Here is a 13,706-nt window from a genome sequence, read left to right on the forward strand (position 1 = left end):
CGCTGATAGACCAGTTGAGTGAGCAGGAGCCTGTGAATATGGTCTGTAGCGCCTTTGGCATTGCACGTTCGAGCTATTACGAACATCGCCTTCGCCGATCTCGCGTCGATATCGAGCGGTTGACGTTGCGCGCAACCGTTAGAGAGCTGTTCAACCAGAGCCGGCGTTCCGCGGGTAGCCGAACGATCATGATGCAGATGCGGGAATCCGGGGCCGACGTGGGACGATTCAAGGTCCGACGTCTGATGCAGGAGATGGATCTGATATGCCAACAGCCGCGACCACCGGCCTACCGACGGGCGACGGTCGAGCGACCCGATATTCCCAACCGCCTGAACCGTCAGTTTACTGTCACCGCGCCCAATCAGGTGTGGTGTGGCGATATCACCTACGTGTGGGTACAGAACCGTTGGCACTATCTGGCCGTCGTGCTGGATCTGTATGCACGACGCGTCGTCGGATGGGCATTATCTAATCGCCCCGACGCGGCCCTGGTCATCAATGCGCTGGACAGGGCCTTCGAGCAGCGAGGCAGGCCGCCGGGGCTGCTGTTCCATTCAGATCAGGGCGGTCAATATGCGAGCCGAGTCTTCCGTCAGCGACTGTGGCGCTACCGGATACAACAGAGCATGAGCCGTCGTGGAAACTGCTGGGATAACGCACCGATGGAGCGGCTGTTCCGCAGCTACAAGAGCGAGTGGATGCCCGCGATCGGCTATCTGTCAGCACAAGAGGCTTTACGAGATATCAGCTTCTATCTGATGGAGCGCTACAACCGACAGCGACCCCATCAGTACAACGGCGGCATGTCGCCCGCACGAGCGGAAGCAACACTCAATTCACTGTCCGGAATTAGTTGACCACTACAGGAAGCGTCTACAGCTTGGGGGCATGGGGTGGGCAGTAGAGTAAGAAAAGTTGGATGACGATGGATGGAAATGACTGCTTGTTGCTGACGCTTGCTACCTATTTGCTACCTAAAGCAAGGCACAACGAAAAACCGCCACCCGGCATGATCCGTAAGTGGCGGTTTTTCTTAATCTTTCTGGTCGGAGCGACAGGATTCGAACCTGCGACCTCTGCAACCCCATTGCAGCGCGCTACCAAGCTGCGCCACGCTCCGGTTCCCACTGGTCTGTCAGTGACAGTCCCTGTGAAACGCTGCGTATACTACCTTGCAGTTCGATAAATGAAAAGCGCTTCTTAAGGCTTTTTTTTCAATCGCTTGCGAAAGCCTACCGATGCCGCTGCCAAGCGGAACCCCAGACCGTCATCGAAGCGCGCTGGCGTGAGAGTGTTGTCCCGATGCCAGCGGGGCTGTCGATCCGACTGGGCTGTTATAGCCACAGCAGCTTGATCAATCCAAGGCAGATCAGCGTGACCAGGATCGTGCCGGTGAGGTTGAGGAAGAAGCCGGCGCGAATCATCGACTGGATATTCATGTGGCCCGTCGCGAAGACAATGGCGTTGGGCGGCGTGGCCACCGGCATCATGAAGGCGCAGCTGGCGGCAATCGCGGCCGGCACGGTAATCAGTAACGGGTCGACGCCGAGTGACATGGCCAGTGCACCGAGTAGCGGCAGGAATGCTGCTGCGGTCGCTGTGTTCGAGGTCAGCTCGGTGAGGAAGATGATGACCAGCACGATGGCGCCGATCAGCAGGATGAGCGGCAACGTGCCGAAGACATTGAGCTGATTGGCGATCCAGTCCGCCAGGCCGGAGCCGCTGATGGTGCTGGCCAGGGCCAGACCGCCGCCGAACAGCAGCAGGATGCCCCAGGGCAGGTCTTTAGCATCTTCCCACAGCAGCAGCGGACGATACCGCTCGTTGCCGCTGGGAATCAGAAAGAGCGCGACACCCGCGAGCAGCGCGATCGAAGTGTCGGACAGCCATTCGACTCCCCAGTCGTTCAGAAGAGGCCGCGTTACCCAGGCCAGGGCGGCGAGCAGGAAGACGATTCCGACTCGTGCTTCCGCCGGGCTCAGCTTGCCAAGCTTGGCAAGCTCATCGCCGATGACGTTGCCGCTACCGTCGTCGAGCCGGAGCTTGAAGCCGCCGCGCGTCAGCCACCACCAGGCCACGATCATCATGGCAATGCTCACCGGCAGGCCGACGACCATCCACTGCGCAAAGCCCAGCTCGATGTTCTGTTCGCTGGAGAGATAGCCCGCGAGAATGGCATTGGGAGGCGTACCGATGAGCGTGGCGATACCGCCGATACTGGCCGAGTAGGCGATGGCCAGCAGCAGTGCAGTGGCATAGCGCTTTACCTCGCCGGAATCGGCATTGGCGAAGAGGGAAACCACCGACATGCCGATGGGCAGCATCATGATGGCAGTGGCGGTGTTGGAGACCCACATGCTGATGAAGCCGGTTGCCAGCATGAAGCCGGCGATCTGTTGCTTGGGTTTCTGGCCGACGACGTTCAGAATGCGCAGCGCAATTCGCCGATGCAGGTTCCAGCGCTGCATGGCGATGCCCAGTAAAAAGCCGCCCAGGAACAGGAAGATCGTCGGGTTGGCATAACTGGCAGCGGTGCCCTTGAGGTCGGCAATGCCGAGGGCGGGCGCCAGCGGGATGGGGAGTAGCGAGGTAGCCGGGATCGGAATGGCCTCGGTGGCCCACCAAGTCGCCAGCAGCAGGGCGAGCCCGACACAGTGCCAGGCGGCGGGCTCCATGCCGGCGGGCGCTGGCATGACTTGCGTCACGATGACCCAGAGGGGGCCGAGAACGAGGCCGATTCGAGCGGCTAGCGAGGGCGCGTTTGGCGCTTGATTCGAGGTTTCCGTCACGTGACGTCCTTTTTCGAGAGGCTTGAACCCTTTCTATTCTACTTAAGACGTAGAGCGTCCTGAGAGGACCGCGACTTAGCCTTTGGTCTAATATGGGGCCATGGGCGGGATACTTGCCCTCTGAACGCGCTCATGCGCGACGGCTTGTTTATCGAATTCGCCATTGAATTTCCCAGTAAAGAGCAGGTCCATGACGACATCTCTGCATTCACTCATCGCGCCTCTCGTGTCGCTGTCCCGTGAAGCCGGGGCAGCGATCGAGGCGATCGGACGAGACGCCTTCGATACCCAGCGCAAGGCGGATGACAGCCCGGTAACGGCTGCTGACCTGGCGGCTCATCAGGTCATCGTTCAGGGTTTGCCATCGATCGGCTGTCGCGATTGGCCAATTCTGTCCGAGGAGTCGGCCTCGATTCCCTGGTCGGAGCGCCGGAACTGGTCCACTTACTGGTTGGTCGATCCGCTGGACGGCACCAAAGAATTCATTCGGGGTTCCGATCAATACACCGTCAATGTGGCATTGATCGACCGGAACCAACCCGTGCTGGGCGTCGTCGAGAAGCCCCGTACTGGCGAGGTCTGGATCGGTGAGCCGGCTCGGGGAGCCTGGTATCAGGCTGGTGTCGATGAGCCCTGGCAAACCTTGCAGGTTCGCGATTCCCTGCCGTTGCGTCTGGTGGTCAGCCGTTTTCATCGCGGCGCGAGCACCCGTCGCCTGATCGAGTCACTGCCCGATGTCGAAGTCGAGGAGTTGGGAAGTTCGCTCAAGTGTTGTCGCGTGGCCGAAGGGCTTGCGGATCTCTACCCCCGGTTCGGCCCTACCAGCGAGTGGGATACCGCCGCGGCCCAAGCCGTCGTCGAAGGGGCCGGCGGTCATCTCGTGGACTGCGAAGCGTGGGAACCGCTGCGCTACAACACTCAGGACAGCTTGCTGAACCCGGCCTTCGTGGCATGCGCTTCCCTGGACGGAGCCTGGCGACCTTTCTGGGCATGCTGAGCCCGCGCCAGCCCGAGGTCGAGAAACACGCCAGTCGAGATCGAGAAAGTAGGTGTGCCCCGTGGATGCTGTTACCCTGCGGGTTGCGCCGAAATGGCAACAGCTCCTGGCTATCTATACATCCTCTACATCACCAGAAGGCGGCTTCTCTTTCATGTCGTTGTCTCTTGCGGCGGGGCTTTCCGTCCTCGCCATCCTGATTATTGTTTCTCTCGCTGCTTATGCCTGGCGCCTGTGGCGTGAGGTCGAGCGGCGAAAGGCGTTTCGGGCCGCTGAAATTGCTCGCGCCAATCAAAATTGTATCGATAGCTTGAGTGCTCTGTCGCAGGCCATGGTCGAGCGCCAGGTGGATATGGTGGAAGGGGCGTTACGTTGCAAGGTGCTGCTCGATATCATCGATAACCGCCTGGTGGAGCGGGATGCGTGGCGAGTGCTTGGCGAGGTGCAGTCCGAGGCGGAATCGCTGCATACGCACCAGGCGCGTCGTGAGCTGTCGCCGCGCGAACGCCACCGCGAGGATCTCGTTCGTGAGGAGATCGCTCAGCGACACGACGGCAGGCTCCACCTCGCAGCGATCGAGCTTCAGGCCTTTTGCCTGGATTGGGCCCAGACCACCAGTGCCAGCTCCAGCGCCCATGTCAGCTCCAGGAAGTAACACGAGCATCCTTTCATTGAAGAAGAGAGAAGGGGCTGAGAGGTTCTGGTGTCGTTCGCCGGGTGGAAGAAAGGGCAAGGCTTGTCTGGCTAAAGGATAGGGTCAGGAACGCGAAGTTTTTGCTAATCCCCTTTGCCAATCTTGGAAATGGTGCTAAAAAAGAACAGTGTGTCCCGACACGGGTTTGCATCTCGGGCTGGAATCGATAATGCTGTTATGGAGCTGCAAAGAAAAGGGACAATGGGAACATTGACCACTGCTCAAGTCGACGCGCATGACGGTCGCCGAGAGATTTCTTTGTCGTTGGAGAAGGAACGTCTTTCTCTTGACGAATTCGGCTTCTATACTCGAAGCCGCTGGGTAACGCCCGTTACGACTAGCGCTGTGTTAAGAAGGAGTCTTACATGAAAAAATCAACGACTGGCTTGCTACTGGGTTCCGCTCTGGTAGTCGGTCTTTCTGGCTGTGCCAGTTCCGGTATGGAATCCACTGGCAGCTCGTCCGATCAGGCTTGGTATCAGTCTCCGTTCGTCTGCGGCATTGCCGGCGGTCTGATCGGTGGTGGTGTCGGTTACGCTACTAGCGGCGATTCCGATGAAGACACTGGTGCCGCGATTGGTGGTGTTGCTGGCGCGACTGCCGGCGCGCTGCTGTGTGCCGACTACTCTTCGGACGTCATGGACAGCGATGGCGACGGCGTGCCCGACGATCGCGACCAGTGCCCGAACACGCCGGCTGGCGTAGCGGTTGATGCCGTTGGCTGCCCGCTCGACACCGACGGTGACGGCGTGCCGGACTACATGGACCAGTGCCCGGGAACGCCGGCCGGTGTTGAAGTCAACGCCCAGGGCTGCCCGCTGGATTCCGACGGTGACGGCGTGCCGGACTATCAGGACCAGTGCCCGGATACCCCGGCTGGTGCCGAAGTCAACTCCTTGGGCTGCGTGGAAGATCTCGTCCTGCGTGACGTCAACTTTGAGTTCGACTCCGCTCAGCTGACGGCCAACGCCGAAGCTATCCTAGATGGCGTATCCGAGAAGCTGATGACCAACGACCAGCTGCGCATCCGTCTTGAAGGCCACACCGACTCCGTCGGTCCTGCTGCCTACAATAAGGAACTGTCCCAGCGTCGTGCCGATTCCGTGAAATCCTACCTGGTCAACAAGGGTTTCTCCGCGGATAACATCACCACTATCGGTTACGGTGAAGAGCAGCCGGTTGCCAGCAACGATACCGCTGAAGGCCGTGCTCAGAACCGTCGCGTCGAACTGGGTGAGTGGGAATAAGCTTTATCCCGACACGCTGTTCACGTGATCATGAGGGCGCCTTCGGGCGCCCTCATTGTTTGTGGCCTTGGAACGTCTTTTAGACTTGCTTGCCATCGGCCACGAGTCGCTGCCCATGGATGGCAAAGTGCCTTTCTCGCTGCTAGTCTACTTCCCCCACGATCACCGATAGAGATCGTAAGGTCGTATCTCATGCGCATCCGCTGGCCTGCCCGTATGCAGACCTGCCGCGAAGGAGATGTTCCTGCCTATTAATCGAGTTCATGTGATCCTTGGTGTGGACCACCACTGAACGTAAGGATGTTTTCATGCCCATTGTGACGCTGCCTGATGGCAGTCAGAGAAGCTTTGAAGAGCCTATTACCGTCATGCAACTGGCCGAGTCCATCGGACCCGGGCTCGCCAAGGCGTGTGTTGCCGGCAAGATAGACGGCATTGAAGTCGACGCAGCCGACATCATCGATCATGACGCCGAAGTGGCTATCTTGACCGCCCGCGATGAGGAAGGGGTGGCCATCATTCGCCATTCCTGTGCTCATTTGCTGGGACACGCGATCAAGCAGTTGTACCCGAACGCCAAGATGGCGATCGGCCCGGTCATCGATGATGGCTTCTACTACGACGTCGACTTCGGAGAATCCATTTCTTCGGAAGATCTGGAAGCCATCGAAGCGCGAATGAAATCGTTGATCGACCAGGAGTACGACGTCGTTCGCGAGTACGTCGATCAGGCAAAGGCGCTCTCGACATTTGCGTCGAGGGAAGAGCCATACAAGCGCGAGATCGTCGAAGGTATTCCTGAAGGAGAGGCGATTCGTCTCTACCATCACCAGGAATACATCGATATGTGCCGCGGGCCTCACGTACCCAATACACGGCACCTCAAGGCATTCAAGCTGACCAAGCTGGCTGGAGCCTACTGGCGTGGTGATGCGTCGAAGCCCATGTTGACGCGAATCTACGGCACGGCGTGGGCTGACAAGAAGTCCCTCAAGGCATATCTGCTGCGCCTCGAGGAAGCCGAGAAGCGTGATCACCGTAAATTAGCACGGCGATTCGACTTCTTCCACATGCAGGAAGAAGCGCCCGGCATGGTGTTCTGGCATCCCCGTGGCTGGACGCTATGGCAGATTGTCGAGCAGTACATGCGTGACGTGTACAAGCGCAGCGGGTATCAGGAGATCAAGTGCCCGCAGATCATGGATGTGTCGCTCTGGAAAAAATCCGGGCACTGGGACAATTACGCGGAGAACATGTTCTTCACCGAGTCGGAAAAGCGTGAATATGCGCTAAAGCCGATGAATTGCCCGGGGCATGTCCAGGTCTTCAATTCCGGATTGCGCAGCTACCGCGAGCTACCGATTCGCTATGGGGAGTTCGGTGGCTGTCATCGCAACGAGCCTTCTGGCGCGCTACACGGTATCATGCGGGTCCGGGCATTCACGCAGGATGACGGTCACGTCTTCTGTACCGAAGGGCAGATAGAATCTGAAGTGACGGCGTTCCACCGTCAGGCGCTCCAGGTTTACGGTGATTTCGGTTTCGAGGACATCGCCGTGAAGATCGCGCTGCGGCCTGACAAGCGCCTCGGCAGCGATGAAACGTGGGATCGTGCCGAAGGGGCGCTGAGGGCTGCGTTGGGCAACTGCGATGTTCAGTGGCAGGAGCTGCCGGGCGAGGGGGCGTTCTACGGGCCCAAGATCGAGTATCACATGAAGGACTGCCTGGGGCGGGAGTGGCAGGTCGGTACCATGCAGGTCGATTTCATGATGCCCAGTCGTCTGGGGGCGCAGTACGTCGCCGAGGACGGATCCCGCCAGACGCCCGTGATGTTGCATCGGGCGATCGTGGGGTCGATGGAGCGTTTCATCGGCATCCTGATCGAACATTACGCCGGGGCCTTGCCTTTATGGCTCTCTCCGGTCCAAGCTGTAGTGCTCAATATCACGGATGCTCAGCGTGATTATGCCGAAAATCTCTCCAAAAGCTTGCGTGAAGCGGGTTTCCGGGTCGAGTCGGACTTGAGGAATGAGAAAATCGGCTTTAAAATTCGCGAGCATACGCTGCAGAAGATTCCTTATCTGCTGGTTGTCGGCGATAAGGAAGTCGAATCGGGTGCCGTTGCAGTGCGTACTCGATCCGGCGAGGATCTGGGTTCCCTGTCCGTCGATGATCTGAAAGGACATCTTCAACAGGCCGACCAACCGGGTCAGCACTGAGCAGCAACGTTAATCGCCAGATGGAGATCTAACGATCAAGCGTAATAATCAGCGCGGGCGCCCTCAGGAAAAGCGCGCGCCCATAAACGACCGTATTCGTGCAGACGAAGTTCGCCTTATCGATGCCGAGGGTGAACAGGTGGGAGTCGTTCCCATGCAGGAGGCGCTCGAACGCGCCGAGGAAGCCGGTATGGATCTCGTCCAGATTTCCAATGCCGATCCTATCGTCTGTAAAATCATGGACTACGGCAAGTTCCTCTTCGAGCAGAAAAAGCAGAAGTCTGCTCAGAAGAAGAAAACCAAACAGATCCAGGTCAAGGAAGTGAAATTCCGTCCTGGCACGGACGAGGGCGATTATCAGGTGAAGTTGAAAAACCTGATTCGTTTCCTCGAAGGTGGCGACAAGGGTAAGGTCACCCTGCGCTTCCGTGGTCGTGAAATGGCACACCAGGACATCGGTCGCCGACTGATGGAACGGATTGCCGCCGACCTGGAGGAGCTGGCTGCTGTCGAGTCCTTCCCCAAGATGGAAGGCCGTCAGATGATCATGATTCTTGCGCCCAAGAAGAAGTGATCCGCGGGCAAGTCGAACGGGAAACGACGAGCGTCATCGCTCGTCGTTTTCGGCCTCGGGTTTTCTAAAAAAGAGCGGAGTGGAGTTTTCCCATGCCGAAAATCAAGAGTAACAGTGGCGCTGCCAAGCGCTTCAAGAAGACTGGTAACGGCTTCAAGCACAAGCAGTCTTTTCGTAGTCACATCCTGACCAAAAAGTCTACCAAGCGTAAGCGTCAGTTGCGCGGGATGAAGCAGGTACACGCTGCCGACAAGCAGCTCGTTACCCGCATGCTGCCCAACCTGTAACACTTGGTCGTCAGTTTTTAACGTCAGGAGAGTACTATGTCTCGCGTCAAGCGTGGTGTCGTCGCACGTCGTCGTCACAAGAAGATCATGAAGCAGGCCAAGGGTTACTATGGTGCGCGTTCGCGTGTTTTCCGCGTAGCCAAGCAGGCCGTCATCAAAGCCGGTCAGTATGCCTATCGTGACCGCCGCCAGCGTAAGCGCCAGTTCCGCGCTCTGTGGATCACGCGTATCAACGCGGCAGCTCGTGTCAATGGCATGTCCTACAGCCGTTTCGTGGCAGGTCTGAAAAAGGCCGGTATTGAAATCGACCGTAAGGTGCTGGCTGATCTGGCCGTTCACGAGAAAGCGACGTTCGCCGCAATCGTCGAGAAAGCCAAAGCTGCATAACAGGTCATTTTGCCCTGCGAGGGCGATGAGTCATGTGACCTATCCAGGGGAAGAGCAGCTGCTCTTCCCCTGTTTTTTTATACTGCATCGCCGCGTCGTTCGTGACCGACGGCGCTGCGTAACGAACGATAAGCGGAGCTCGACGGATGGATCATCTTCCTGCCCTGGTCAACGAGGCGAAAGCGGCCATTGCCGCGGCCGAAGACGCCCAGGCTCTCGACCAGGTGCGTGTGCGTTTTCTGGGCAAGAAAGGCGAGATTACAGCGTTGCTCAAGGGGCTGGGGCAATTATCACCCGAAGAGCGACCGGCTGCCGGTGAACGCATCAACGAAGCCAAGCAGGCGTTGCAGCAGGAGCTCGAGCATCGCAAGCAGGTGATCGAACAAGCCGCCATGCAGGCTCGGCTCGAGGCGGAGCGCATCGATGTCACCCTGCCGGGACGGGGCGAAGCCAATGGTGGCCTGCACCCCGTGACCAAGACGCTGGAGCGTATCGAATCCCTGTTTCAACACATTGGCTTCGAGGTCGCCGTCGGTCCGGAAATCGAGGACGATTTTCATAATTTCGAAGCGCTGAACATTCCCGCGCATCATCCTGCGCGCGGCATGGCAGATACTTTCTATTTCGACGCCACCCGTCTTTTGCGGACGCACACCTCGCCGGTGCAGGTGCGTACCATGCAGTCGCAGGAGCCCCCTATTCGCATCGTCTGCCCGGGGCGGGTCTATCGCAGTGATTCCGACCTGACCCACACGCCGATGTTCCATCAGGTCGAGGGTCTGCTGGTCGACGAAGGCGTCAGTTTTGCCGACCTGAAGGGGACGATCGCCGACTTCCTGCAGGCGTTCTTCGAGCGAGACGATCTGGAGGTGCGCTTCCGGCCATCCTATTTTCCGTTCACCGAGCCCTCGGCCGAGGTCGATATTCAGTGCGTGATGTGCCAAGGCGATGGCTGTCGTGTCTGCTCACATAGCGGATGGCTCGAGGTGATGGGATGCGGGATGGTTCATCCGGCGGTATTTCGCCATTCGGGCGTCGATGCCGAGCGTTATACCGGTTTTGCCTTCGGCATGGGGGCGGAGCGGCTGGCCATGCTGCGCTACGGGGTGAATGACCTGCGGCTGTTTTTTGACAACGATCTGCGTTTCCTGAGTCAGTTCAACTGAATCCGTCGCCCAGTCAAGGAGTATCAAGATGAAGTTTTCCGAAGCGTGGCTGCGCGAATGGGTTTCACCGGCGCTCGATACGCAGGCCCTGGCAGACGCCATTACCATGGCGGGCCTGGAAGTCGATGCCGTCGAGCCGGTTGGTGCGGTTTTTCAGGGCGTGGTCGTAGCCGAGGTCGTCGCCAAATCCCAGCATCCCGATGCGGACAAGCTCAATGTCTGCCAGGTCGAAGATGGTTCCGGGGAACCGGTTCAGGTCGTCTGCGGTGCGCCTAACGTCGATATTGGCCAGAAGGTGCCTTTCGCGCGCGTCGGTGCAGTGCTCCCCGAGAATTTCAAGATCAAGAAAGCCAAGCTGCGTGGCGTCGAATCTCGCGGGATGATCTGTTCTGCTTCCGAACTCGGTCTGGAAGAAGGGCGTTCGGAGGGAATTTATGTCCTGCCGCAAGACGCACCTGTCGGTGAGGATTTTCGGGCCTGGTTGCAGTTGGATGACTACACCATCGAGGTGGATCTGACCCCCAATCGCGGCGACTGCCTCAGCCTGCGGGGCATGGCGCGGGAAGTCGGTTGCGCGACCGGAACAGAGGTCGTCGAACCGAGCATCGCCCCGGTCGAGGCGGGCCATGATGCGCAGTTCCCGGTCGCCGTGAGTGACGAAGAGCGGTGCCCGCGCTACCTGGGCCGCATCATCCGTGATGTCGACGTCACGGTAAGTACGCCACTGTGGATGCAGGAGCGCCTGCGTCGTAGCGGGATTCGCAGCATCGATCCGGCGGTCGATGTGACCAACTACGTCATGCTCGAGCTGGGGCAGCCCATGCATGCCTTCGATCTCGATGCCCTGAAGGGCGGAATTGAGGTACGCCGGGCAAATGCCGACGAGCGTCTCACGCTGCTGGATGGTCAGGAAGTGGTGCTGAACGAGGATACGCTCGTCATCGCCGACCAGGATCGTGCGTTGGCCATCGCGGGTGTGATGGGAGGCGAGGCGACCGGGGTGACCGGCGAGACGCGTAATCTGTTTTTGGAAGCCGCTTACTTTTCACCGCTCGCGGTGGCGGGCAAGGCGCGCAATTTCGGGTTGCATACGGATGCCTCGCACCGTTTCGAGCGCGGCGTGGATCCCGAGATCACTCGTTCGGCCATGGAGCGGGCCACCGAGCTGCTGATCGCCATCGTTGGAGGTTCCCCGGGACCCATTACCGAGGTAACACAGCCGGCGCATCTGCCTCGGCGTCCGGATGTCGAGCTTCGTCGCGAGCGGCTGTCCGCTTGCCTGGGCGTCCGTCTGTCCGACGAGGAGATTCATCGCATCTTTCAGTCGCTGGGAATGGCCAGCACGGCGGCGGATCAGAGCTGGCACGTGCAGATCCCGAGCTGGCGTTTCGATGTCTCCATCGAAGAGGACTTGATCGAAGAAGTCGCTCGCATTCACGGTTACAACCGGCTGCCGGTACGTCGCCCGCAGGCGCGTCTCGGCCTGACGACAGACGACGAAGCGTCTCTGCCGTTGCGACATCTGCGCCGCCACATGGTGTCTCGCGGCTATCAGGAGGCCGTCACCTACAGCTTCGTATCGCCGGATCTCCAGGCGTTGATTACGCCGGACGCAGTCTCGCCGGCGCTGGCCAACCCGATCTCCAGCGACATGTCGGTGATGCGGTATAGTCTGTTTCCGGGGTTACTCAAGGCGCTAATGCATAACCTCAACCGTCAGCAGCACCGCGTGCGGCTGTTCGAGGCTGGACTGGTATTCCAGGGCGAGCTGGACGAACTGGTCCAGACGCCGATGTTCGGTGGCCTGATTTGCGGTTCCCGAGACGTGGAAGGTTGGTCCGCCCATCGTGACACGGTCGATTTCTACGATCTGAAGGGCGATCTGGAAAGCTTGATCGCGTTGGGTGGACAGGCCGATGAGTGGACTTTCGTCGCCGCAACGCATCCTGCATTACATCCGGGGCGTTCCGCACAGCTCTGTCGTGATGGCAAGGTCGTCGGCTGGTTGGGGGCCTTGCACCCCGGCATCCGTGCCCAGCTCGATATCAAGCCCGAGGTTTACGTCTTCGAAGTGGAGCAAGCAGCGCTGGTCCAGGGATCGATACCGCAATTCAAGCCGCTGTCCCGGTATCCGGAGGTGCGTCGGGATCTGGCATTCGTGGTCAAGGAAGAGGTCGAGATCGCCCCGTTGATCGATGCCATTCGAAGTCGGGCCGGCGACTGGCTGACACAGTGGCAGCTATTCGATGTGTACCGCGGCAAAGGGGTGGACGATGGTGACAAGAGCGTGGCCCTGGGCTTGACCTGGCAGCATCCTTCGCGCACTCTCAATGATGAAGAAATCAATCAGTTAATCGCAGACGTGGTGGAAGTCGCGCAAGTGCGCTTCGGTGCCAAGCTGCGGAGTTGATCTGTCATCCTGCGCGAAGGGAGCGATCATGGGAGCGCTGACGAAAGCTGAGCTTGCGGAGCATCTTCATGCCGAACTGGGTTTTTCCAAGCGGGAGGCCAAGTACATGGTGGAGACGTTCTTCGAGGAAATTCGCGGCTGTCTGCGCGAGAACGAGCAGGTGAAGCTGTCCGGCTTCGGCAATTTCGATCTGCGGGACAAGCGGGAGCGGCCCGGACGTAACCCCAAGACGGGCGAGGAGATTCCGATCTCCGCCCGACGAGTCGTTACCTTCCGCCCTGGACAGAAGCTCAAGGCCAGGGTGGAAAGCTTCGACGGCGAGCTGCAAGAAGACTGAGCCGAGCCCGTGATCCATCGACCGCCTGCCAGCGCAAGCTGGCAGGCGGTCGCGTTTGAGGCCACGCGGCGTGAGGCCGAAGGGCGAGCTGTGCTAAGCTCCCGCGCAAATCCATTGCTGACCGAGTGTTATGCCCAAGCTGAAGATTTTCGTCGGCACCGTCTATGGTGGTGCGCTGGATGTCGCGGAACAGGTTTCGCCGTTGTTCGAGCAGGCGGGTTACGAGGTGTCCGTGATCGAGCAACCGAGTCTGAGCGACTTGACCGAGGACATGCCGGACCTGGCGTTGTTCTGCGTCTCCACCACGGGGAGCGGCGATTTCCCTGGTGACTTTGTCCCTTTCGTGCATGAACTGAAGTCGCAACCGCCGAGTCTCGTTGCTCTGCGTTACGGTCTGATCGCCTTGGGAGACAGCTCTTACGGCGATACCTTCTGTGGTTCCGGGAGAGCGCTTGACGAGCTGCTTGCCGATCTGGGCGGGCAGCGTCTTGGCGAACGTCTCGAAATCGATGCCATGGAAACGTTCATGGCCGACGACGCTGCCGTGCCCTGGGTGGAGACATGGATCGAAGACGAAGGTCTCGCGACGTGAAGGA

13 protein-coding genes and 1 tRNA gene are annotated in these 13,706 nt (G+C 59.2%); 12 read left to right on the top strand and 2 right to left on the bottom strand.

What is annotated here, in order from left to right; genetic code table 11:
- The coding region (locus CCD76_RS11615) for an IS3 family transposase (RefSeq protein WP_143543279.1) at nucleotides 1-860 on the top strand (860 nt) is incomplete at its 5' end.
- 186 nt (nucleotides 861-1,046) lie between these two features.
- Here CCD76_RS11615 and CCD76_RS11620 read toward each other — a convergent pair.
- Together CCD76_RS11620 and CCD76_RS11625 are read right to left on the bottom strand one after the other, a co-directional pair.
- Nucleotides 1,047-1,123 (bottom strand) — tRNA-Pro (locus CCD76_RS11620).
- A gap of 214 nt (nucleotides 1,124-1,337) precedes the next feature.
- Nucleotides 1,338-2,792, bottom strand: coding sequence for an SLC13 family permease (locus CCD76_RS11625; RefSeq protein ID WP_087719675.1), 1,455 nt, complete (start codon nucleotides 2,790-2,792; stop codon nucleotides 1,338-1,340).
- A gap of 190 nt (nucleotides 2,793-2,982) precedes the next feature.
- On the opposite strand from CCD76_RS11625, the gene cysQ reads away from it, so the two are divergent.
- From cysQ to CCD76_RS11680, 11 genes are all read left to right on the top strand, one after another.
- On the top strand, nucleotides 2,983-3,789 hold the full coding sequence (cysQ, locus tag CCD76_RS11630) for a 3'(2'),5'-bisphosphate nucleotidase CysQ (protein ID WP_087719676.1): 807 nt from the start codon (nucleotides 2,983-2,985) through the stop codon (nucleotides 3,787-3,789).
- Between the two features lie 61 nt (nucleotides 3,790-3,850).
- A complete protein-coding gene (locus tag CCD76_RS11635; RefSeq protein ID WP_256961285.1) occupies nucleotides 3,851-4,444 on the top strand; it encodes a DUF2489 domain-containing protein in 594 nt (197 codons plus the stop codon).
- Nucleotides 4,445-4,848: 404 nt separating this feature from the next.
- Complete coding sequence (locus CCD76_RS11640; protein WP_087719678.1) at nucleotides 4,849-5,730, top strand: OmpA family protein; 882 nt, start codon at nucleotides 4,849-4,851, stop codon at nucleotides 5,728-5,730.
- Between the two features lie 308 nt (nucleotides 5,731-6,038).
- Nucleotides 6,039-7,949 carry a threonine--tRNA ligase gene (thrS, locus tag CCD76_RS11645; RefSeq protein ID WP_087719679.1) on the top strand — a complete coding sequence of 637 codons (1,911 nt, stop codon included), beginning with the start codon at nucleotides 6,039-6,041 and terminating at the stop codon, nucleotides 7,947-7,949.
- A gap of 34 nt (nucleotides 7,950-7,983) precedes the next feature.
- Nucleotides 7,984-8,523 (top strand): translation initiation factor IF-3, encoded by a 540-nt coding sequence (gene infC, locus CCD76_RS11650; protein WP_083387150.1) that lies wholly within the window; start codon nucleotides 7,984-7,986, stop codon nucleotides 8,521-8,523.
- Between the two features lie 92 nt (nucleotides 8,524-8,615).
- Nucleotides 8,616-8,810, top strand: a complete 195-nt coding sequence (gene rpmI / locus CCD76_RS11655; RefSeq protein WP_071230088.1) for a 50S ribosomal protein L35 — start codon at nucleotides 8,616-8,618, stop codon at nucleotides 8,808-8,810.
- A gap of 36 nt (nucleotides 8,811-8,846) precedes the next feature.
- A complete protein-coding gene (gene rplT / locus CCD76_RS11660) occupies nucleotides 8,847-9,197 on the top strand; it encodes a 50S ribosomal protein L20 (RefSeq protein WP_071230087.1) in 351 nt (116 codons plus the stop codon).
- A gap of 146 nt (nucleotides 9,198-9,343) precedes the next feature.
- Nucleotides 9,344-10,363 (top strand): phenylalanine--tRNA ligase subunit alpha, encoded by a 1,020-nt coding sequence (pheS, locus tag CCD76_RS11665; RefSeq protein WP_087719680.1) that lies wholly within the window; start codon nucleotides 9,344-9,346, stop codon nucleotides 10,361-10,363.
- 28 nt (nucleotides 10,364-10,391) lie between these two features.
- Nucleotides 10,392-12,773 carry a phenylalanine--tRNA ligase subunit beta gene (pheT, locus tag CCD76_RS11670; RefSeq protein WP_087719681.1) on the top strand — a complete coding sequence of 794 codons (2,382 nt, stop codon included), beginning with the start codon at nucleotides 10,392-10,394 and terminating at the stop codon, nucleotides 12,771-12,773.
- 28 nt (nucleotides 12,774-12,801) lie between these two features.
- Entirely contained in the window at nucleotides 12,802-13,110 is a 309-nt protein-coding gene (ihfA, locus tag CCD76_RS11675; protein ID WP_087719682.1) for an integration host factor subunit alpha, read from the top strand.
- A 130-nt stretch (nucleotides 13,111-13,240) separates the two neighbouring features.
- Nucleotides 13,241-13,702 (top strand): flavodoxin domain-containing protein, encoded by a 462-nt coding sequence (locus CCD76_RS11680; protein WP_087719683.1) that lies wholly within the window; start codon nucleotides 13,241-13,243, stop codon nucleotides 13,700-13,702.
- The last annotated feature ends 4 nt before the right edge of the window (nucleotides 13,703-13,706 follow it).

Source organism: Salinicola salarius (assembly GCF_002179555.1).
Taxonomy (GTDB): Bacteria; Pseudomonadota; Gammaproteobacteria; order Pseudomonadales; family Halomonadaceae; genus Salinicola; species Salinicola salarius_A.

Bases quoted from the DNA above. Each gene is read 5' to 3' on its own strand.
- cysQ (WP_087719676.1), top strand. From the start codon at position 2,983: ATGACGACATCTCTGCATTCACTCATCGCGCCTCTCGTGTCGCTGTCC.
- CCD76_RS11640 (WP_087719678.1), top strand. From the start codon at position 4,849: ATGAAAAAATCAACGACTGGCTTGCTACTGGGTTCCGCTCTGGTAGTC.
- thrS (WP_087719679.1), top strand. From the start codon at position 6,039: ATGCCCATTGTGACGCTGCCTGATGGCAGTCAGAGAAGCTTTGAAGAG.
- rpmI (WP_071230088.1), top strand. From the start codon at position 8,616: ATGCCGAAAATCAAGAGTAACAGTGGCGCTGCCAAGCGCTTCAAGAAG.
- rplT (WP_071230087.1), top strand. From the start codon at position 8,847: ATGTCTCGCGTCAAGCGTGGTGTCGTCGCACGTCGTCGTCACAAGAAG.
- pheS (WP_087719680.1), top strand. From the start codon at position 9,344: ATGGATCATCTTCCTGCCCTGGTCAACGAGGCGAAAGCGGCCATTGCC.
- pheT (WP_087719681.1), top strand. From the start codon at position 10,392: ATGAAGTTTTCCGAAGCGTGGCTGCGCGAATGGGTTTCACCGGCGCTC.
- ihfA (WP_087719682.1), top strand. From the start codon at position 12,802: ATGGGAGCGCTGACGAAAGCTGAGCTTGCGGAGCATCTTCATGCCGAA.
- CCD76_RS11680 (WP_087719683.1), top strand. From the start codon at position 13,241: ATGCCCAAGCTGAAGATTTTCGTCGGCACCGTCTATGGTGGTGCGCTG.